The organism is Pelatocladus sp. (assembly GCF_059505505.1).
In genome coordinates this window covers 1-23148 of record NZ_JCACKS010000004.1, presented here as the reverse complement: position 1 = coordinate 23148, position 23148 = coordinate 1, and the positions used below count along the sequence as shown (strand labels likewise).

Sequence of the window (23148 nt, the reverse complement as noted above, 5' to 3'; positions counted from 1 at the left end):
TTGTACGTATTTACTTATCTTTACACAGTTTGGTTTTTTCACCTCGTTCTACTTATCTCAATCCAATGATATTTGATAAAACGCCATAAAATCTCAATCAAATTTAATTCTGGTGAATAAGATGGTAATTCAAAAATCGTAATACCACGCTCTTTCCATTCTTCAATTTTATCAATAATAATGTTGCTGGTATGAATAGAAGATCTATCTGCAACAATCACTGTTGGTCTATTTACTACAGGAAAAAAAGTATCAATACAATGAACAACAACGTCAGAATTAATACTTTGATACGAAGTATAAGTTTCAAGTTTATTTTTTCTGCTCAGAAATCCTAAAACATTTAAGCGACGGCTACGACGACTTTTAATTGCTAAATATTCTCCAGTATCCTGCCATCCATAAGGTACTGAAGGTATTAAGCTAAAGTGTCTTATAGCTGACTTTAAGAATCTTCATTAATTCTTCTTTTTTTACTCCTTGCGAAGCTAATATAAGGCAATGCGCTCTTTGACGTACCTGATGATGTTGGCTTTGGCGATAAATTCGCTCTAGTAATTTAGCTGAGAGGGGATTGATTTCTCGGATGAATATCATCTTCAACAGTAATTAATACACAACTTATTTATGCTTATTTATTATATTATTAATTTGTGTAATTAATTCTGTCCAGTTACTTATCTCCCATATTTGATGCTTTTGTAAAAGCCAGCCCCGGAGCGTGTAATGATGCGAGTCCTGATGGAAAATATTTTTAACTCCTCACGGATGAATCAGCTATTCGAGACTTCAAGCGTTCGCCAATACTCTCAAGAGTTACTGTTTTCGACTCAGGTGGATTTGATGAGTCTGGTTTGAATCGTCCCACCCGTGACCAAGATTGGGAAATTGCTATTTTCACCAACTTGCCACCCACAGATGCTTCCGGGATTCTGGTGGCAGAACTTTATCAAGGGCGGTGGAGTGTGGAAACTTTATTCCAAATCCTGACTCAAAACTTTCATGGCGAAATTGAAACTTTAGCTTATCCCAAAGCTGCCTTATTCTCCTATTGTCTGGCACTGTCAGCCTACAACCAAATAGCGACACTTAAATCAGTCCTTGGCAGTGTACATGGGGTTGACAAAATCGAAGCCGGGCTATCAGATTTTTACCTGGTGGATGATATTCACGGTATCTATCGAGGCATGATGATTGCGATTCCTCCGGTTCATTGGCAATGCTTTGAAGATTTTACGCTCAATCAGATGGTAGATATTCTCCAGCACTTAGCAACTAAAGTACATCTCAAATCCTTCCGCAAGCATCCCAGAAGTCCCAAAAAGAAGCGACCACCACTCTCTGTTGATGGCAAACATCCCCACTGTTCCACTGCTCGAAAGCTCAAGCAATACAAAGCATCTCTTGGTGCTATCCCGTGAAGCAATACCATAAAATCTGTTATTTGTCAATATTTAGAGGGCTGAATTATTAATCTTATGTAATCTTCTTGACAAGAACAAGAGCATTATGATAATAATTATCATTAATCAAGTAATTAACAGCCTAGCTGCCCCAAAAAATCGCTCTCGTTATGTTAGCTGAAGTTTGACATCTTGTCTTTTGACACAGGTAATAACTAGATTTAGTAGTTGAAGAATCTTGCTCGAACTCATAACCATGATTAGTAAGTGAGTAGTATGACAAATGGGCAATCAACCTTTAGGGCTACCAATTGATTTTTCTACTTTCGTAGAAATTCTTCGTTTTCAAGCCAGTCAACAGCCCAACCAGAAAGCTTATTCTTTTTTGCTTGATGGAGAAACAGAAGAAGCCCATTTGACTTATCAGGAACTCGATTGTCAAGCTCGAACTATTGCAGCAAGGCTACAAAATTGCCTAGTCAGTGGGGAGCGTGCTGTACTACTGTATCCGCCAGGTCTAGAATACATTGCCGCCTTTTTTGGGTGTCTCTACGCTGGCGTCGTTGCCGTCCCTGCTTATCCACCTCGGCTGAATCGACCCATGCCCAGATTAGAAGGTATTGTGGCTGACTCACAAGCAACTGTGGCGCTAACAACCACCAAGATTCTTACCCAGATAGAACATCAGTTGCCGCAAACTCCAAACCTCCAGTACATGCAGTGGGTGACTACCGACAATCTTCAGAGTGGACTAGAAAATAACTGGCAACAGACTCAACCTAGTAGTGATACCTTAGCTTTTCTACAATACACATCAGGTTCTACTGCCACACCTAAAGGGGTAATGGTGAGTCATGGCAATCTTCTACATAACCAACGCATCATCCAGCAGGCTATGGGGCATAGCTCCAAGACTATCTTTGTCGGTTGGTTGCCGCTGTTCCATGATATGGGACTGATTGGAAATATGCTTCAGCCCTTGTACTTGGGTATCCCCTGTATTCTCATGGCTCCTGTTGCGTTTCTACAGCGCCCTGTACGTTGGTTACAGGCGATTTCCCGATACAAAGCCACTACTAGCGGTGGGCCGAATTTTGCCTACGACCTCTGTGTGAATAAGATTACTCCCGAACAACGAGCGACTCTTGACTTAAGTAGTTGGGAAGTCGCTTTTAACGGAGCAGAACCTATACGAGCTGATACGTTGGAACGCTTCGCCACAACTTTTGCTGAATGTGGTTTTCGCCGCCAAGCTTTCTACCCCTGTTACGGTATGGCGGAAACTACTTTGATGGTTTCTGGTGGACTGAAGACAGCCGCACCAATAATGCAACCCTTCCAGCAAACAGCACTGGCTCGAAATCAAGTTGTCCCGGCTGTTGGGGAAAAGATGCTAGTCTCTTGTGGTCAACCCCTAGAGGATTTGCAGATTGTGATTGCCAATCCTGATACTTTGACTCGTTGCACCAGTAATGAAGTGGGTGAGATTTGGGTAGCAGGTGGGAGTGTAGCTCAAGGCTACTGGAACCAGATAGAACAGACACAGCAGACTTTCCAAGCTTACCTGCAAGATACTGGAAAAGGCCCTTTTCTACGGACGGGAGACTTGGGATTTTTACACCAGGGCGAACTATTCATTACTGGTAGACTGAAAGATTTAATTATCGTCCGAGGGCGTAACCATTACCCTCAAGACATTGAACAAACAGCAGAACAGAGCCACCCAACACTGCAACCCAGTAGTAGTGCCGCATTTACCGTTGAGGTAGCTGATGAGGAACGGTTGGTGCTGGCGATAGAGGTGAAACGCACTTATCTCAAAAATTTGGATGGGGATGAAGTTATTAGAGCTATCCGTCAAGCAGTAGTGGAAGAACATGAACTACAAGTTTATGCAGTGCTGTTGCTGAAAACTGGCTCTATCCCCAAAACTTCTAGTGGCAAGATTCAGCGTCATGCTTGCCGATTAGGATTTATTAATAACAGTCTAGATATTGTATGCAGCAGCATTTTGGAGCAATCTAATTCTATAGTTAGCTTGTTGACCCGTGAAACCTTGTTGGAATTAGAATCAGAGGCGCAACAGTCAGAGTTAGTTGCTAAATTACAAGAGCTAGTAGCGCAAGTTCTGAAAATAGAGCGATCGCATTTAAATTACCAGCAGCCTTTGAGTACTTTAGGTATCGACTCTTTAACCGCTATTGAACTACAAAACAGCATCGAAACTCAACTAGGTGTTGTCTTGCCAATGGCGGACATTCTCGCAGGTTCTTCGATTGCAGATTTAGCAAGGTTAGTACAGACATCCCCGGAAATCGTTTTCACTCCAGTACCAGAAGTTGTCACTGAGTACCCCCTTTCCTTTGGTCAGCAAGCTTTGTGGTTCCTGCATCAACTCTCACCCTCAAGCCCCGCCTACAATATTGTCAATGCTGTACGTTTGTATGGCGAACTTGATATTGCTGCCCTGCAACGTACATTTCAAATACTAGTAGAACGTCATCCTTGTTTACGAACTACTTTTAGTGCTGACCAAGGAAAAGCCACGCAACATATCCACGAACAATTAGAGGTTTGTTTTCAGCAAGAGGACGCTGCAACCTGGAGCGAGGAAGTTCTTAAAGACCGCTTAATCGCAGAAGCTTACCGTCCCTTTAATTTGGAAACTGGCCCCTTACTGCGGGTGCAGTTGTTCGCGCGGTTAAACAATGAACATATCCTACTGTTGGCTGTACATCATATCGTAGCTGACTTCTGGTCTTTAACAGTGCTTGTAGATGAGTTGAGAATTATCTACCAAGCACAAAAAACTGGCCAGCAAGATACTCTCATCCCCCCCAACCGACAGTACACAGACTATGTTCGCGCTGAGAGAGAAATGCTGGCTAGTCCTACATGTGAAAGGCTTTGGGCATACTGGCAAAAACAACTTTCAGGGGAATTACCAGTTTTAAATTTACCTACAGACCGACCCCGACCACCTGTGCAAACTTCTCAAGGGGCTTCGCAGTTATGCAAACTAAATGCAGATTTAACAGCAAAACTCAAAGCTTTGAGTCAAGCTAACAGTACTACCCTCTATACAACCTTGTTAGCAGCTTTTGTGGTGCTGCTTTACCGCCTATCAGGTCAAGAAGATATCTTAGTAGGTTCGCCAACAACAGGTAGAAGTCGGGCAGATTTAGCAGCATTAGTTGGGTATTTTGTCAACCCTGTGGTGGTGCGATCGCATATTTCGGGAAACCTAACTTTTGCGGCATTTCTCAAGCAAGTGCGTTCTTGTGTACTAGATGCTTTCAAACATCAAGATTACCCCTTTGCCCGTCTAGTTGAGCAACTACAACCAGTGCGCGATCCTAGTCGCTCCCCTCTGTTCCAAGTGATGTTTGTCTTGCAGAAAGCGCACCTCCTTAATGAATCAGGTTTGGCAGCTTTTGCTTTATGGGAAACAGGAGCAAAAATAAAATTAGGAGAACTAGAGCTAGAGTCCCTAGCCCTGGAACAGCGAATTGCTCAGTTTGACCTCAATCTCATCATGGCTGAGGTGGATGAAACACTATCTGCTTCTTGGCAATACAACACAGACTTATTCGATGCTGCCACTATTGCGCGGATGGCTGGTCATTTTCAGACTTTACTAGCAGGTATTGTTGCTGACTCACAGCAGCACATCTCACTTCTACCACTCCTCACCGAATTAGAACAGCAACAATTATTAGTCGAATGGAATACTACCCAAGTAGATTACGTCAGTAAACCTTGTCTTCATCAACAATTTGAGGCTCAGGTAGAGCAGATACCAGATGCAGTGGTGGTAGTATTTGAAACAGAACAACTCACATACGCCGAATTGAATCGCCAAGCCAATCAATTAGCACATTATCTGCAAACTCTGGGAGTAGAGCCGGAGGTGTTGGTTGGCATTTGCCTAGAGCGATCGCTCTTAATGGTAGTGAGTATCTTGGCAACTCTCAAAGCAGGAGGAGCTTACGTTCCTCTAGATCCCTCCTATCCTCAAGAATGTCTAGCTTTCATGGTGGAAAATGCTCAGGTTTCAGTGTTGCTAACTCAAGAGAAATTCCTCGCTGCTTTGCCCGAACATGGGGCGCAAGTGGTATTGGTGGACAAAAACCATGAGGTTTGGACTAGTGAAAGTGGAGACAACCCAGTTAGTCAGGTGACAACTGATAATTTAGCTTATGTAATTTACACCTCCGGCTCCACTGGCAAACCAAAGGGGGTAATGAACATTCATAGAGGAATTTGCAATCGTCTATCTTGGATGCAGGAAACTTATCAACTGACAACAGTAGATAAAGTGTTGCAAAAAACACCCTTTAGCTTTGATGTCTCCATTTGGGAATTCTTTTGGCCTTTGACTACCGGAGCGCGTTTAGTAGTAGCTCGTCCAAGAGGTCATCAAGATAGCGCCTACCTTGTTCAGATAATTGCCCAGGAACAGATTACCACACTGCATTTTGTTCCCTCCATGTTGCAAGTTTTTCTTGAGGAACCGGGGCTTGAGGCGTGTCAATGCTTGAGACAGGTGATGTGTAGTGGTGAAGCACTACCTTTGAAACTACAAGAACGATTTTTTGCGCGGTTGGATGCAGACTTACATAATTTGTACGGGCCAACGGAAGCTGCGATCGATGTTACATTCTGGGCTTGTGAACGAGAGAGTCGTAAACACACTGTTCCCATTGGTCGCCCTATTGCCAATACGCAAATTTATCTGTTAGATAATCACTTGCAGCCAGTACCTATTGGCGTACCGGGGGAACTACACATTGGGGGTGTGGGTTTAGCACGGGGTTATCTGCATCAACCAGAATTAACAGATATTAAATTCATTGCCAACCCTTTTAAAGGAAGCAGGGGGGCAGGGGAGCGGGGGAGCAGGGGGGAAGAACGTCTTTACAAAACTGGGGATTTGGCACGCTACCTGAGCGATGGCAACATTGAATATTTAGGACGACTTGACGATCAAGTTAAATTGCGGGGGTTCCGCATTGAGCTAGGAGAGATTGAAGCGGTACTGATTCAACATCCAGCATTGCAACAAGTTGTTGTTTTGATCAGAGAAATTGAGAAGAAGGAACAGAACCGAGATTTTACACCACTGGTTGACGTAGAAAATTCATCAACAATTACTGGTTTGCGTCGCTTACTCAAGGGAGAATTAGCTAATTCTCAGGCAGATTTTAGCAATCAGCAATTAGTTGCTTATTGCGTTACCCGTCATCAACCAGCACCCACCACTAGCGAATTGCGTCGCTTTCTCTTAGAAAAGCTGCCTGATTACATGGTTCCTGCGGCTTTTGTGTTACTGGATGCAATGCCTTTAACGCCAAATGGTAAGGTAGATCGGCGATCGCTACCAATTCCTGGTAAAGTCAGACCTGAATTGGAAAAAGCTTTCGTAGCACCTCGCACTCCTATAGAACAAGCATTGGCAGAGATTTGGGCAGAGGTGCTGGACATTGAACAAGTGGGCATTCACGACAACTTTTTTGAGTTGGGAGGAGATTCGATTCGCAGCATCCAGGTGTTAGCTAGAGCCACTGCAAAAGGTTTAAGCTTCTCTTTAGCGCAGATTTTCCAGCATCAGACTATCGAATCACTGGCACAAGAAATTACTTTTGTTGAACCCAGTGCTTTAGGAACTCAGAAAACAGAGCCATTTAGCCTGATTGCCCCCGCAGAACGGCGAAATCTACCCAAAGATGTAGAAGATGCCTATCCTTTGGCTAGGGTTCAGGCTGGGGTGATTTTTCACACTCAGTCTATGCCCGATGAGCCGATGTACCATGATATTTTTCTGTACAATTTGCAAGTTCATCTAGACATTGAATTGTTTCAAAAAGCTCTACAGCAGGTTGTCGATCGCCATGCTATCCTGCGGACATCCTTCAATCTAACTAACTTTAGCGAACCCCTACAATTAGTTCATCAACAAGTTACTGCTCCCTTTCACGTCGAGGATTTGCGCGATTTCTCGCCAGAACAACAACAACAAGCACTTTCCACCTGGATAAAAGCTGAAAAACGACGAAATTTTGATTGGTCTGACCCACCATTTATTCGCTTTTTCATTCACCGCCTCACAGAGCAGTCTTTTTATCTCACCTTTAGCTGTCACACTTCTATTCTTGACGGCTGGAGCAAAGCTTGTTTGTTGACAGAATTACTACATTATTATGATGCTCTGCTCAAGGGTAAAAGCAAAGCCATTGAACCAGCCCCAGCTATAACTTATCGAGATTTTGTGGCTTTGGAGCGTGCAACATTGCGATCGCCAGACGCTCAAGATTTTTGGAGGCAAAAATTAGCAGGTTGTGTAACTACGAGAATAGCCCGTTGGGTGGTGGCTCACCACAGCAAAAATACCCCGGAAATTGGCTTTTTAGATGTCCCTATTTCCCCTGAGCTTTCCAAGCAATTGCAAAAATTAGCTCGGTTAGCAGAAGTCCCCCTGAAAAACGTCTTGTTAGCTGCACACGTCAGGGTGATGAGTTTGTTGAGTGGCGAGAGTGATATCCTCACAGGGCTGGAGTCGAATGGTCGATTGGAAGAAGTTGACGGCGAAAAAACTCTGGGAATCCATTTGAACACGGTTCCTTTGCGTTTGCAGCTGACGGGGGGAACTTGGTTAGAGTTGGTGCAGCAGGTTTTTACTGCTGAACGAGAGTTGTTACCCTTCAGGCGTTATCCTTACGCAGATTTACACCAACTTGTTGGTCGTCAGGCTCTCCAGCCTTTAGTTGAAAGCGTTTTTAATTATACTAACTTTCATGTTTATGAGAGTCTGCAAAGTCTCAAAGATTTGGAAGTTTTAGGGGCTAGGGGTTTTGGTGAAACTCATTTTACCTTGCGGTCTGAGTTTAATCTTAATCATGCCTCAGATTGTATCCAACTCGATTTAGAGTGTGACTTGACACAGATAAGTCATGCCCAGTTAGAAACTATTGGCACTTATTTTCAAGAAACACTCAGCGTAATGTCTTCACAGCCGTTAGCACGTTACGAGTCGCAATGTCTTTTGGGCGATCGCCAACGACAGATGTTACTCGAAGAATGGAATAACACCACCAGGAAATATCCTCAAGACTGCTGTATCCATCAACACTTTGAGGCTATGGCAGCACAAAATCCTGATGCAATTGCGATCGTCTTTGCAGATGTACAGACGCGATTAATGAGCCAGGGCGTTGCGGGGGTTCCCCCCGTTGTAGCGACTGGCGTCGCGTCTCTAACTTACCAACAGCTAAATCATCAAGCTAATGCCCTAGCTCATTACTTGCAGCGTCTAGGAGTAACTGCCAATGTACCAGTTGCAATCTGTATAGAGCGTTCGCTGGAAATGATAGTGGGAATTCTGGGTATTCTCAAAGCTGGGGGTGCTTATATTCCGCTAGACCCAGCGTATCCTAAAGAACATCTTACTTTTATCCTGGAGGATGCCCAAGTACCAGTTCTGCTAACTAAAACACATCTAGTAGCAAGACTTCCTGCCCATAAATCTGAAGTAGTCTGCCTAGATTCACACTGGAATACCTTGAGTCAGGAGTGTACATACAACCCCATCCATAACAATACTCCAGAAAACCTGGCTTATATTATCTATACTTCCGGCTCCACAGGCCAACCCAAAGGAGTGCTAGTCACTCACCAAAACTTGCTTCACTCAACCAATGCGAGGATGAGCTACTACCAAGAACCCGTTAGCAGTTTTTTATTGCTTCCGTCCTTCGCCTTTGATAGCTCAGTAGCGTGCATATTTTGGACACTGTGTCAAGGAGGAACCTTAGTACTGGTGCAGGAGGGTAGCCAAAAAGATATATGGCAGTTAGCAAAGGCGATCGCTCAACATCAGATTTCGCATTGGTTGAGTGTTCCTTCGCTCTACAGCGCTTTGTTGGCGCATATAGATCCGGCCGAGTTAATTTCTCTTAGCACCGTCATTGTCGCAGGGGAGACGTGTTCTAGCGAGTTAGTAGAACGTCATCATCAACTGCTACCTTCGACATCCTTATTTAACGAATACGGGCCAACAGAAGGAACAGTTTGGACTACCGTCTACGATTGTCAAAACCATAATATTACGACTCCTGTTGCAATCGGTCGCCCCATTGCCAACACCCAAATATATTTGCTCAATTCTTACGGACAACCAGTACCAATTGGAGTTCCAGGTGAACTACATATCAGTGGTTTTGGTATAGCCAAGGGATATCTTAACCGCCCAGAACTGACAGCGCAAAAGTTTATTCCAAACCCCTTTGAAAAGGTAGGGGAGCAGAGAGAAGTCCGAGCGGAGGCTTCCTCCGCTCGGAACTTCGGAGGGAGCAGGGGAGCAGGGGAAGCAGGAGGAGCAGGGGGAGAATTTCTAACTCCTAACTCCTCACTCCTAACTCAAAACTCAAAACTCCCCACTCTCAGAAGTCGCTTGTATAAAACTGGGGATTTAGCGCGTTATTTACCTGATGGCAACATCGAGTTTTTAGGACGTAGCGATTATCAGGTGAAACTGAGAGGATATCGGATTGAACTAACAGAAATTGAAGCGGTCTTGTTACAACATCCTATTATTCGAGAAGTTGTTGTCATCGTCAGGGAAGAAGATTCGGGTAGCAAACGCTTAGTTGCTTATATAGTCCCTAAACAAATACCCGCACCTACCAAGGGTGAATTGCAAAGTTATTTGAGACAGAAGTTACCAGAATATATGATTCCTACTGCCTTCCTTATCCTAGATACTTTGCCATTGGGAGTTAATGGCAAAGTCAATCGCCAGAGTTTACCAGCACCAGAACAAACACAATCTGAGAATGAAAAAATGGCTCAAATTCTCAAAATGCTGGAGGAACTTTCAGAAGATGAAGTCAAAGCAATGCTTTCCAAAAAAAAGTTATCGATACAAACTTAGTACAACACTTCATTAATTACTAGCGAATTCTCTGCGTACCTTTGCACTTACCTCAGCGCTCCTTTGCGTTTAAATTCCAACCCTCAATTCCCTACGATTTTACGCAAAAACCATAAATAGCATTGCTTAAAAATCTCCAAATAATCCAAAATCCAAAATCTAAAATCCAAAATTGGCATGAGTGACGAACTTTTAAAGCGTATTGAATTGCTTTCAACAGAAAGGCGTGAACTTCTGGAAATGCTGATGAAGGAAGAAACTACAGAAGCACAAACAACTTATGTAGCTCCCCGTACACCAGTGGAAGAGGCACTTGCTACCATTTGGAGTCAAGCATTGGGAATTAAGCAGGTAGGTATTCACGACAATTTTTTAGCTCTAGGAGGAGATTCAATTCAGAGTATTCAAGTTGTCGCCAAAGCTCATCAGTTAGGTCTTCAATTCAGCACCAGTCAGTTATTTGAGTATTCCAGTATCGCAGAGTTAGCAACAGTTGTGGGTACAATTCCCATTCGTCAGGCTCAACAGGAGCCAATCATTGGAGCAATACCCCTGACACCTATACAAAAGTGGTTCTTTGAGCAGAACTTTCCAGAACCTCACCATTGGAACCAAGCGGTTCTACTAGAATTACAACCAGGACAAGACCCAGTTTTGCTAGAAGAAGCGTGCCAGAAGTTGCTAGAACATCATGATGCGCTGCGTTTACGTTTTGAACAAAAACAAGGAATCTGGCAACAGGTGAATGAAGGTTTGGGAGAAAGAGTAGCTTTTTCTCAATTCAACTTATCAGATGTATCTCAAACAGAACAAACATCTGCCATTGAAAAGATAGCATCTGAACTACAAAGCAGCTTAGATTTATCCCAAGGGCCGCTAATGAAAGTTGCTTTTTTCAATCTCGGTTCTCATCAAACCAGCCGCTTGCTGTTGATTTTACATCACCTGACGGAAGATGCTTTTTCTTTGCGGGTACTTGTGGAAGATTTGCAAACAGCTTATCAGCAACTTATACGCCAAGAAGTAATTAATCTTCCACCTAAAACGACTTCTTTTCAGCAATGGTCTTGTCTGCTGATGAACTACGCTAATTCACCAGAACTCAAACAAGAGTTGAATTACTGGTTGGCACACCCGAAACAAATTAGCTCTTTACCTGTGGATTTAAGAGGAGGTGCGAATACTGAAGCCTCGACTCGTATCGTATCGGTATACCTCACACCAGAAGAAACTCGTATACTACTGCAAGAAATTCCGGCAAAATATAATACCCAAATTAATGAAGTGTTGCTAACAGCTTTAGCACAGACTATTTCCCAGTGGACAGGGATGGATAATTTGCTGATTGACTTGGAAGGACATGGACGTGAAGAAGTTATTTCGGGAGTGGATTTATCTCGTACAGTGGGCTTTTTTACTTCCGTATTTCCTGTGTATTTGAGTATAGAAAAGTCTCAAGCACCCATTGATACCTTAATATCAATTAAAGAACAAATTCGCCGGATTCCGAAGCGGGGAATAGGTTATGGCTTGCTACGTTATTGTTGCGAAGACCAAAGTGAGGCAGGAAAATTAAGTACACTTCCCCAAGCTGAGATTATTTTTAATTACTTAGGGCAGTTTGATCGCGTTTTTGGAGAATCTTCCATCTTTCGATTAGCTAGTGAATCCCCCGGTGCGACTATAAGTCCTAGTGCTAGTCGTTCTCACCTGTTACAAGTTATAGGGAAAGTCATGGGAGGACAGCTAGAAATCAGTTGGGGATATAGCGAAAATATTCATTTGAAATCCACCGTAGAACAACTAGCTATTGATTTTATAGAGGGATTGCGATCGCTAATTGCTCTTTCTCAATCTACAGATACGGTAAATTTTACACCCTCAGACTTTCCCGAAGCCGAATTAACTCAAGAAGAACTCAATCAGCTTTTACTCAACCAATAAGGATGGAAATCTCAAATCAACTCTTCTCAAATCTTCCTCTGGAGCGCCTCTGCATGAAACCATTTTCCACTCAGCAACGCCAAATCTTTAGATATGAACCCTAAAAATATCGAAGATATCTACACACTCTCACCTACACAAGAGGGGATGTTGTTTCACATCCTTTACAATCCCGACTCTGGGATGTATTTTGCTCACCAACTGTGCATTTTACATGGAAAATTTAACTTCTTTGCCTTTGATCAAGCTTGGCAGAAAGTAGTAGCTAGGTATACAACCTTAAGGACAGCTTTCGTCTGGAAAGGACTTAATAAACCAATTCAAATAGTTCACCGTCAAACAAGATTATCAATAAGTCAGTATGACTGGTCTGAACTTTCTCCTACTGCTCAAGAAGCTCATTTACAAGATTATTTACAAGCAGATTGCAAGCGTGGTTTCAATCTTTCTCAGCCGCCCTTAATGCGTTTAGCAATCATCCAAATAGCAGCAAACACTCATCAGCTAATTTGGAGTTGTCATCACTTAATTTCAGATGTCTGGTCTGATGCTATCCTGCTTAAGGAAGTTTTTGCTTTTTATGAGGCATTTGACCAAGGTAAAAATATTGAGTTACAACCAAGCCGTCCCTATCGAGACTATATTACCTGGTTAAAACAGCAGGATCTCACAGCAGCAGAAATATTTTGGCGGCGAGAACTTCAGGATTTGAGAATACCTACCACTCTAGGAATAGACGAAAATAACATTAAATTATCTGCTCAGGAGGAACGTTATCCTCAACAGGAAGTTGAATTTTCTCTAACTACCACAGAAGCATTAGTTTCTCTGGCAAAACAGGAACATTTAACCTTAAATACCCTATTAATGGGAGCTTGGGCTTTACTTTTAAGTTACTATAGCAGCAACAAAGATGTCGTTTTTGGCACGGTTTTGTCTGGTCGCCCAGTTACCTTGACAGGAATTGATGCTATGGTTGGGGTTTTTGTCAATACTTTACCTGCAAGAGTAAAAATAGCTTCTGAGGATTTGCTTTTGCCTTGGCTAAAATCTCTTCAAATCCAACACATAAATTTGCGTCGATATGAATATAGTCCCTTAGTACAAGTTCAGAGTTGGAGTAATATACCTAAAAATTTGCCTTTATTTGAGAGTATTTTAGTAGTTCAAAACTCCAAAGTAGATATTTCTCAATTAGGTACACAAAACTTAAAAATTGATAATATTCGTTCGTTTGCGAGTACTCATTACCTTTTAGCGCTCGTCGCAATACCTGGCGCAAATTTATGCCTACATCTGCTCTACGATTTACGCCGCTTCTGTGGCGTGACAGTTGCCAAAATATTGAGCCATTTTGAAGAAATCATCAAAGCTATGGTCGCAAATCCTGATACTCAACTGGGGAATTTAATCAGAATCATTGATGAATTGGAAAGAAAGGAAAAATCTCTGGCTTTGGAAGCACGTCGGCAATTAAATGCTAGCAAGTTAAAGAGTATTAGACCAAAGGCGATCGGATTATAGCAAGTGTGTTTGAGTTATGAGAATTGTTTTTTAAAAGAACCACACGAGGCAAGAGAGAACACAGAGAAAAAAGAAGAGGGAGGGGTTTTCGTAAGTTTTGAATAAATAGGGGTGTAATTTATGTGCGGTATTGTGGCAATGTTCTCGAAAGGAGAGCCAATTTCAACAGAGGCGTTAGCAAAAGCAACACAGCGGTTAAGCTATCGTGGCCCAGACAAGCAGTGTCAGTGGATAGCTGCTCATCAACAAGTTGGACTGGGACATACAAGGCTCAGTATTATTGATTTGACCACAGGAGATCAGCCGATCACCAATGAAGATTCACAATTACACGTCATTGTCAATGGAGAATTTTACGATTTTGAACGAATTCAGGGTGAGTTGAAACAAAAGGGACATCGATTAAGTACTCATTCTGACAGCGAGATTGTTCTCCATTTATATGAGGAATTTGGGACACAATGCTTAAATCATCTCCGAGGTGAGTTTGCATTTATACTGTGGGATGAGTCGAAGCAGCTGCTTTTTGCTGCCCGCGATCGCTTCGGTATCAAGCCACTTTTCTATACAATTGTCGGTGACATCCTTTATTTAGCATCGGAAGCCAAAGCTTTATTTGCAGCAGGTGTTCCGGCTCGTTGGGATCACGAGTCATTTTTTCAACAGTTATTCCTTTACGCAAACCAAGACCGCACATTATTTGCAGGTGTCTATCAAGTACCACCTGGTCATTACCTTCTGGGAACACGCCACAGTGTAAAACTTGTGCGTTATTGGGATCTTGATTACCCAAGAGATGATGATTCAAAACCACGATCCACAAATACTGAATATATTGAACAAATTCGGCACAAATTGGAAGAAGCTGTTAAAATCCGGCTACGCGCTGATGTGCCAGTAGGTAGTTTTCTCAGTGGTGGACTTGATTCATCTGCTGTCTTAGGTATAGCAGCAAAACATAGTTCCCAAACAGTTCGGGCTTTCACTGTCACCTTCGATGAAGCTGGTTATGATGAAGAAGCAATTGCCCGCGAGACAGCAGCACGGGTAGGAGTAGACTTTCAGCCCATTCTCCTCAAACAATCTGATTTTGCTGACCATATTACTGATGCGATTTGGCACGCCGAGACGTTAGATACTAACTCTCGTGGTGTTGCCAGATATTTACAAAGTCGGGTGGTACATGATTCAGGCTATAAAGTTATCTTATCCGGCGATGGTTCTGATGAAATATTCGCTGGATATGGTCATGTAAAACAAGACTTGCGGCTCAATCATACAAAACAGAAATTAGAAAATACTTTACCCAATAGCACGCCCGTTTTTTTAGCAAGCGTACAACAAACCTTGGGGTTTGTGCCATCTTGGCTGAAAAATGTAGCTGTAGACAGAGCTTTTTTTCCTATTTTACTTGCACCTGATTATGCTTTGAAATTTGCTAAACAAGATGTTTATCGCCTCTTTTTAGAACAATTTGATTTCCCAGGACAACTTGCCGGACGAAATCCAATCATTCAATCATTATATTTGTGGTCTAAATCAATTTTGCCCAACTATTCATTATTTGCAGAACGTTTAGAAATGGCACACGCTGTTGAGATTCGTGTCCCATTTTTAGATCACCATCTCTTCGAGTTAGTGCGTGAAATGCCCGTCTCGCTGTTAACTCATGGAATGCAAGAAAAATATCTACTCAGGGAGGCGGCTCGACCTTTTTTGACAGATACAGTTTATCACCGTCCAAAGCATCCTTTTACTGCTCCACCTGCTACTTTGACAAGCAACAATCGCTTGTACACATTAATGCAAGAATCTTTACGTAGTTCAGCTATGGCATCAATACCATTCTTTGACCAAAAAACAGTTATTGCTTTGTTAGATAAACTTCCTACAATGACAGAACGTCAACGTATTGCCCTAGACTCAACCTTATTAATACTTTTATCTACCTATATTCTTCACACCCAATATCATTTGTAATTTGTTTCAGACTCTTTCCTCAAAAAAGGAACTTAAATATGAATACTTCCTCAAAAAGCTTGCCAAACAACTCAGATGAAAGATTAAATGAATTTCTGAGAATCGTGAAAGGATTACAAACGCGCCCACCAACACAGCCTGGGCAAAATCCCGATTTATTTTATCCAGGATTGACCGCTAAACCTTGGCACAATGCTGCTGATTTTGAATGGATACAAAGTCTAGAAAACTCATTCCAAATAATTAAAAATGAACTCTTTAACTTGTGTAATAAAAAAGGTTTTGTATCATATATGCAACCAGAAACCTCTGACAATTATAGACAATATAGACAACGTACTGACTGGTTCCAATACTATTTTTACCTTCAAGGCAGAAAATTTGAAGAGAACTGCCTTCAGTGTCCAGAAACAACAAAACTTCTGGAAGCAATTCCCAGACGTACAGGAGTAGCTTGTTTTTCTGCTTTAAGTCCAAACACAATCATAGAACCTCATTGCGGACCTACAAATGCCAGAATTAAATGTCATTTAGGCTTAAAGATCCCCTTGGGATGTTCTATCCGTGTTGGAGACGAAACAAGGACATGGCAAGAAGGAAAGTGTTTGGTATTTGATGATTCTTTTGAACATGAAGTCAGGATTAATGCTACCTCAAGTAGAATTGCTTTGATTGTGGATGTTTGGCATCCTGAACTGACAAACAGTGAGGTTAAGGCTCTTGAGTCACTTGAGCAGACTGAATTTGCACAATATATCCAAGAAGGGTGGCGGGTAGTAGATGAAACAAAATCTCACATCATAACAAAAGATTGGTGGAGAGAGTGAGAATTCAAAAATCAGAAGTCATATTTGATTGATGATTGTTTAATTACTACAAAGATAATTCATTTATCAATTGTTTTTTTCTCATATTCAATATAGGATAAATCGAGCAAATGCAAGCTGATATTATTGAAGGATTTAAGCTTTCGCATCAGCAGAAACGTCTCTGGTTACAACAGCAGAATAGTGTAGCTTATCGCGCTCAATTAGCTATACTAATTGCAGGTAATCTCAATATTCAGCGTATACAAAAAGCCTTACATCATGTTGGAGAACGACATGAGATTTTTCGGACAACTTTACAAGCAGTAGACGAAATAAAAACACCAGTTCAGGTAATACAAAAATATCAGAATATTTTATGGCGATATATTGATGTCAGTGGATGTTCAAAGGAGAAACAACAAAATAAAATTAATGATTTTTGGGCGGAGGAGAGTAGATATATTTGTGATTTAAAAGAAACTTATATTTTACGTCCTACTCTAATTACTCTGTCTCAACAAGAATATATTTTGGCGATCGCTTTACATTCTTTATATGCTGATGGGTGGACACTGAACAATTTAGTCAGAGAAATTAGTTCTTTATACAAAATCCAAGATCGGGAATCATTAGCTGAACCAATTCAATATATTCAATTCTCGGAATTGCAAAATGAATTAGTAGAATCAGCGGATGTACAGAGAGAAATCAAAGTTTGGCGTAGCAAGGATATTTCTTCTCTGCTGAATTTCAAGCTTGTAATTGAAAATCAGTTTTTGGAGCAAAGAGAATTTGCACCCAAAGTTTTATCATGCACTGTTCATCATGACTTGGAGATGAAAATTAAAGTAATTCTCCAGGAACATAACATTTCAGGTGCTGTATTTTTTCTAGCTTGTTGGCAAATATTACTTTGGCGACTCACTGGACAATCAGACTTAATAGTAGGAATTACTTGTAATAATCGAGTTTATGAAGAACTCCAAGACATGATGGGACTGTTTGCTAAGTGCTTACCAGTTCACTGTTGTTTAGAAGAAAACGATAAATTTAGCGAGGTTATTAAAAAGGTTAGCGAATCAATATGCCAAGTAGAAGAATGGCAAGAGTATTTCTGTTGGGAACAACTAGTCAATGAAGCTCATAATAAGGAAAAACTATCATTTTTTCCATACTGTTTTGAATTTGAGGAACGTCAAACAACTTACTTAGCCGATGAAATCTCATTTACAGTTGATAAAAAGTATGTTTGCTTTGACCAATTCAAAGTCAAGTTGTCTTGTGAAGATATAGAAGGTGGCTTGACTACAGAATTTCACTATGATTCTAGTTTATTTTCAGGTGCAGCCATTGAAAATTTAGCAGAACAGTTTTATACATTATTAGAAAGTGCCGTTATTAATTCAGATGTATTAATTAATGAGTTACAAATTCTCAGTGCAACCGAGCGTCAAAAACTGTTAGTTGAATGGAACGATACAACAGCAGATTATAATCAAAAACAATGTCTGCATCAGTTATTTGAGAGTGTTGTGGAACAAACACCTGATGCAGTAGCGGTGGTGTTTGAAGATGAACAATTAACCTACAGTGAACTCAATGCTAGAGCAAATCAACTAGCACATTATTTGCGTTCTTTGGGAGTCAAACCAGAGGTATTGGTAGGGATTTGTGTAGAGCGATCGCTCTTAATGGTCATCGGAATATTAGCCATCCTCAAAGCAGGTGGTGCATATGTACCGATTGACCCAAGCTATCCCTTAGAAAGAAAAGCTTTAATACTAAACGATTCCCAAATGCCAGTACTGCTGACTCAACAGCATTTATTGGCAGATTTGGCTACAAATGAAATTCAAGTTATTTCTGTAGATAGTGATTGGCAAACTATAAACCAACAAAAAAATGAAAATCCAATTACTACAACAACCACATTAAATTTAGCCTATGTTATTTACACTTCTGGTTCCACTGGTAAACCGAAGGGAGTACCAGTGACTCATAAAAATTTAGTGCATTCTACCAGTGCCAGAATTGCTTATTACTCAGAACCCGTTCGCAGTTTTTTATTAATTCCTTCATTTGCCTTTGATAGTTCGGTGGCGGTGATTTTCTGGACTTTGTGTCAAGGAGGAACCTTAGTATTAATTAACGAAGGTAGACAAAGAGATATTTGGCATTTAGGAAAGGCGATCGCACAACATCAAATTTCCCATTGGTTGAGTGTTCCTTCTTTGTACGCATTGTTGTTAAACCATATCCAACCTGCTGAATTAATTTCTCTGCGTACCGTGATTGTCGCGGGAGAAACTTGTTCACCCGCCTTAGTCAAACATCACCGTCAACTATTACCCCAAACATCACTTTTCAATGAATACGGGCCGACCGAAGCAAGCGTCTGGAGTAGTGTCTGCAATTGTCAAGACTATGAATCAAGCCATACTATTCCCATCGGTCGCCTCATTTCTAACACCCAAATATATTTGCTGGATACTCACTTACAACCATTACCAATAGGAGTATCGGGTGAGTTGCACATTGGTGGAGTTGGACTAGCTAGAGGTTATTTAAATCAACCTGAATTAACAGCCTTGAAATTTATCCCCAATCCCTTCAGTAAAAAAGAAGGCGATCGCCTTTACAAAACTGGCGACCTAGCACGCTATTTACCAAGTGGAGATATTGAGTATATAGGTAGAATTGACAACCAAACCAAAATTCGAGGATACCGCATTGAATTAGGGGAAATTGAATCGGCTATAAATCAACACACCGCAGTACGAGAAAATGTAGTTGTAGTCAGCGAAGAATCGGTAAATTCTCAACGAATAGTTGCTTATGTAGTTCCTCAAGAAGAACAGACACTGACAATTCCTGAGCTACGTAGCTTTTTAGAGTCAAAGTTACCAAACTACATGATGCCAGCAGCTTTTGTCACATCGGAAGCACTACCACTAACACCAAATGGTAAGGTTGACCGGAAAGCTTTAAGCGCACCTGATAAAGTACGTCCAGAATTGGAAGTAGTTTCTCAACCACCTCAAACTGAAGTGGAACAGGCTATTGCTAATATTTGGCAAGAAGTACTGAATGTTAAAAACGTAGGAATTCATGATAATTTCTTTGAGATGGGTGGTCATTCGTTGCTCTTGATTCAAGTTTATAGTAAATTACAAAAACTATTTCAAAGAGATTTTCTTTTAGTAGAAATGTTTCAATATCCAACTATAAGCCACCTAGCTAAATTTTTTAGTCAGGAATCAAGAGAAGAAACATCTATAAAGCATTCTGAAAATAGGACAGCTTCAGTATCTCGTCGAAGACAAGCTAGTTTAATTGATAAAAACGAAATTGCAATTATTGGTATGGCTGGGCGTTTTCCAGGGTCAAAAAATGTTGATAATTTTTGGCAAAAACTGCAAAATGGTGTAGAGTCAATTTCTTTTTTCACAGATGAGGAACTAATATCTGCTGGTGTAGATCAATCATTGCTCAACGATTCCAATTATGTCAAGGCAAACGGTATATTAGAGGATATAGAGTTATTTGATGCCTCATTTTTTGGTTTTTCTCCCAGAGAGGCTGAAATTACAGACCCACAACACCGTCTTTTTATGGAATGTGTTTGGGATGCTTTAGAAAATGCTGGCTATAACTCGGAAACTTATAGCGGTCAAATTGGTCTTTTCGCTGGTGTTGCGGCAAGCTCCTACCTGCTTTCAAACTTATATTCCAATCAAAATTTGATGGAATTAAGAAACAATATTATTATTGGGAATGATAAAGATTTTTTACCAACACAAATTTCTTACAAATTAAACTTAAGAGGACCAAGTATTAATGTTCAAACTGCTTGTTCGACATCATTGGTTGCTATCCATCTAGCCTGCCAAAGTTTACTTAATGGTGAAAGTGATATGGCTTTAGCGGGTGGTGTTACCGTTGGAGTGCCGCAAAAAACTGGTTACTACTATCAGCAAGGAGGAATTAAATCTCCTGACGGTCATTGCCGAGCTTTTGATGCTCAAGCAAAAGGAACTATTGGTGGCAGTGGTTTAGGTGCAGTAGTCTTGAAAAGATTAGAGGATGCTATTGCTGATGGTGACTATATTCATGGAGTAATCAAAGGTTCAGCTGTTAATAACGATGGTTCTTTAAAGGTTGGATATACAGCCCCTAGTGTTGATGGTCAAAGGCAAGTTATTTTAGAAGCTTTAACCTTAGCTGGAGTCGAACCTGAAACTGTTACTTATGTAGAAACACACGGTACAGGAACTATATTAGGAGACCCGATTGAAATTAAGGCTCTCACGCAAGCTTTTCGTAGTAGCACAAATAAAAAAGGTTTTTGTGCAATTGGTTCAGTAAAAACCAATGTTGGGCATTTAGATACAGCAGCAGGTGTGACAGGATTAATCAAAACAGTCCTGGCATTAAAACATAAACAAATACCTCCGAGCTTGCACTTTCAACAGCCAAATCCACAGATAGATTTTGCCAATAGTCCTTTCTACGTTAATACTACACTTTCAGAGTGGAAAAGCAACGGTACTCCTCGCCGTGCTGGAGTGAGTTCGTTCGGTATTGGTGGAACTAATGCTCATGTGATTCTGGAAGAAGCTCCGCCTACTCCAGCTTCTAGTCTGTCTCGCCCTTGGCAATTGTTATTGCTTTGTGCAAAAACTGATTCGGCACTAGAAACTGCGACCACAAATTTAGTCACTTACCTCAAACAGCATCCAGACTCAAATTTAGCTGATGTTGCATATACCCTACAAGTTGGTCGTCGAGAGTTTGAACATCGTCGAATGCTTCTATGTCAGAATTTCGACGATGCAGTTGCAATTTTAGAAAACCTAGACCCACAAAGGATATTCACTAACTTCCAAAAACCATGCAACAGACAAATTGTGTTTATGTTTCCTGGTCAAGGTTCACAGTATGTAAACATGGGTCGAGAGTTATATGAGACTGAGCCAGTATTTCAGAAACATGTAGACGAATGCTGTGAAATACTTCAACCTCATCTAGGTGTTGACTTACGCACAATTTTATACCCAGATGAAGAAAAAATAGAAGTTGCCACACAGCAACTGCAACAAACTCAGATTACTCAACCTGCACTATTTGTGATTGAGTATGCCCTAGCTCAGTTGTGGATGGCGTGGGGTATATCTCCTGTGGCAATGATTGGTCATAGTATCGGAGAATATGTCGCTGCCACTTTAGCAGATGTCTTCTCTCTAGAAGATGCTTTAGCAGTTGTTGCTACTCGTGGACAACTTATGCAACAGATGCCATCTGGTGCTATGCTTTCGGTTGCACTTTCTTTTGAGGCAATACAATCTTGTCTTGATGAAAACCTTTCTGTTGCGGCAATTAATGCACCTTCTGCTTGTGTTGTATCCGGTTTGGAATCAGCAATAGACCAATTGCAACAGGAATTACAATCAGCAGGTGTCAGTTGTAGGCGCTTGCATACCTCCCATGCCTTTCATTCTCAAATGATGTCACCCATCATTGAGACTTTTACCCGGTCGTTACAACTTGTAAAACTCAATCCCCCGAAAATTCCTTTTGTTTCCAATCTCAGCGGAACTTGGATTACCCCAGAGCAAGCGAAAGACCCCAACTATTGGGCTAAGCATTCAAAACAGCCAGTGCGCTTCTCTCAAGGCGTTAGTGAGTTGCTCCTTCAGCCACAGCGTGTACTGTTGGAAGTTGGTCCAGGACGGACGCTAAGTAGTTTGGCTAAACAACATCAAGCAGAGGAGTTGATAGCACTGACTTCTATCCGGCATCCGCAAGAGCAACAATCAGATGTCGCATTTTTACTCAATAGCTTGGGTAAGCTTTGGTTAGTAGGAGTTGAAATTGACTGGTCTGGTTTTTACACAAATGAAAAGCGTCATCGCATACCCTTACCTACTTATCCTTTTGAGCGTCAGCGTTACTGGATTGAACCACAGGCTTCCTTGGTACACGTAACAAAGGATGCAAGACAGACCAACAAGCTTCTCAATTCCCTGCTGTGGAAATCTTTGGTTAAGGCTGGTCAGACTCAAGCTGTTGTAGGAGCTAAGGAATTTGACGAGCAATTATATTTAGCGAACAAACAATACTTAGAGGATTTATGCACTGCTTACATGAATCTTGCTCTAAAGGATTTAGGTGCTTTTGGCAATCCAAACAAACGGTATTCCATAGAGGAGTTGTTTGAGCAATGTCAAATTATTCCTCGCTACCGCCAATTATTGTGTCGTTGGCTGAACATACTTGTAGAGCAAGGTCAACTACAGCAAGATCGGGAACTATTTACCAACTTTGTGCCATTTTCAACAGATATTAATATTTTTTTAGAAGAAGTAAAAGTCCGTGCTGATACACCCGAAGTAGTAGATGTTGTCAAGCAGTGTGGAGAAACTTTGGCAAACATACTAACTGGTAAACAGCAACCGTTAGAGTTGTATGTAGCTTTGAATCAAGAGAGACCAACACAGACACTACAAGATGTAGTTTTTCACTCTCCCCCGGTAAAAAGAGATTAGAGAGAAACAGAAAT

At 41.3% G+C, this 23148-nt stretch carries 6 protein-coding genes and 3 pseudogenes; 8 read left to right on the top strand and 1 reads right to left on the bottom strand.

The window, feature by feature from the left end:
- Positions 1-50: 50 nt before the first annotated feature.
- Positions 51-428 (bottom strand): annotated as a pseudogene (locus tag AC5JMK_RS00305) (IS630 family transposase); the annotation flags it as partial.
- A gap of 426 nt (positions 429-854) precedes the next feature.
- Between AC5JMK_RS00305 and AC5JMK_RS00300 the strand changes: the two are divergent.
- The 8 genes and pseudogenes from AC5JMK_RS00300 to AC5JMK_RS00265 form a co-directional block, all read left to right on the top strand.
- Positions 855-1421 carry a transposase gene (locus AC5JMK_RS00300; protein ID WP_495909123.1) on the top strand — a complete coding sequence of 189 codons (567 nt, stop codon included), beginning with the start codon at positions 855-857 and terminating at the stop codon, positions 1419-1421.
- A gap of 265 nt (positions 1422-1686) precedes the next feature.
- Positions 1687-10332 (top strand): amino acid adenylation domain-containing protein, encoded by an 8646-nt coding sequence (locus AC5JMK_RS00295; RefSeq protein ID WP_495909122.1) that lies wholly within the window; start codon positions 1687-1689, stop codon positions 10330-10332.
- A gap of 177 nt (positions 10333-10509) precedes the next feature.
- Entirely contained in the window at positions 10510-12276 is a 1767-nt protein-coding gene (locus tag AC5JMK_RS00290) for a condensation domain-containing protein (protein ID WP_495909121.1), read from the top strand.
- Between the two features lie 93 nt (positions 12277-12369).
- Complete coding sequence (locus tag AC5JMK_RS00285) at positions 12370-13800, top strand: condensation domain-containing protein (RefSeq protein WP_495909120.1); 1431 nt, start codon at positions 12370-12372, stop codon at positions 13798-13800.
- 120 nt (positions 13801-13920) lie between these two features.
- Positions 13921-15780 carry an asparagine synthase (glutamine-hydrolyzing) gene (gene asnB, locus AC5JMK_RS00280; RefSeq protein WP_495909119.1) on the top strand — a complete coding sequence of 620 codons (1860 nt, stop codon included), beginning with the start codon at positions 13921-13923 and terminating at the stop codon, positions 15778-15780.
- Positions 15781-15818: 38 nt separating this feature from the next.
- Positions 15819-16607, top strand: a complete 789-nt coding sequence (locus tag AC5JMK_RS00275) for an aspartyl/asparaginyl beta-hydroxylase domain-containing protein (RefSeq protein ID WP_495909118.1) — start codon at positions 15819-15821, stop codon at positions 16605-16607.
- A gap of 110 nt (positions 16608-16717) precedes the next feature.
- A pseudogene (locus AC5JMK_RS00270) lies at positions 16718-19822 on the top strand (non-ribosomal peptide synthetase); the annotation flags it as partial.
- Positions 19823-19921: 99 nt separating this feature from the next.
- Positions 19922-22555, top strand: a pseudogene (locus tag AC5JMK_RS00265) (type I polyketide synthase); the annotation flags it as partial.
- Positions 22556-23148 lie beyond the last annotated feature (593 nt).

Excerpts from the sequence above, each read along its gene's own strand:
- AC5JMK_RS00295 (WP_495909122.1), top strand. The coding sequence starts at position 1,687 with ATGGGCAATCAACCTTTAGGGCTACCAATTGATTTTTCTACTTTCGTA.
- AC5JMK_RS00290 (WP_495909121.1), top strand. The coding sequence starts at position 10,510 with ATGAGTGACGAACTTTTAAAGCGTATTGAATTGCTTTCAACAGAAAGG.
- AC5JMK_RS00285 (WP_495909120.1), top strand. The coding sequence starts at position 12,370 with ATGAACCCTAAAAATATCGAAGATATCTACACACTCTCACCTACACAA.
- asnB (WP_495909119.1), top strand. The coding sequence starts at position 13,921 with ATGTGCGGTATTGTGGCAATGTTCTCGAAAGGAGAGCCAATTTCAACA.
- AC5JMK_RS00275 (WP_495909118.1), top strand. The coding sequence starts at position 15,819 with ATGAATACTTCCTCAAAAAGCTTGCCAAACAACTCAGATGAAAGATTA.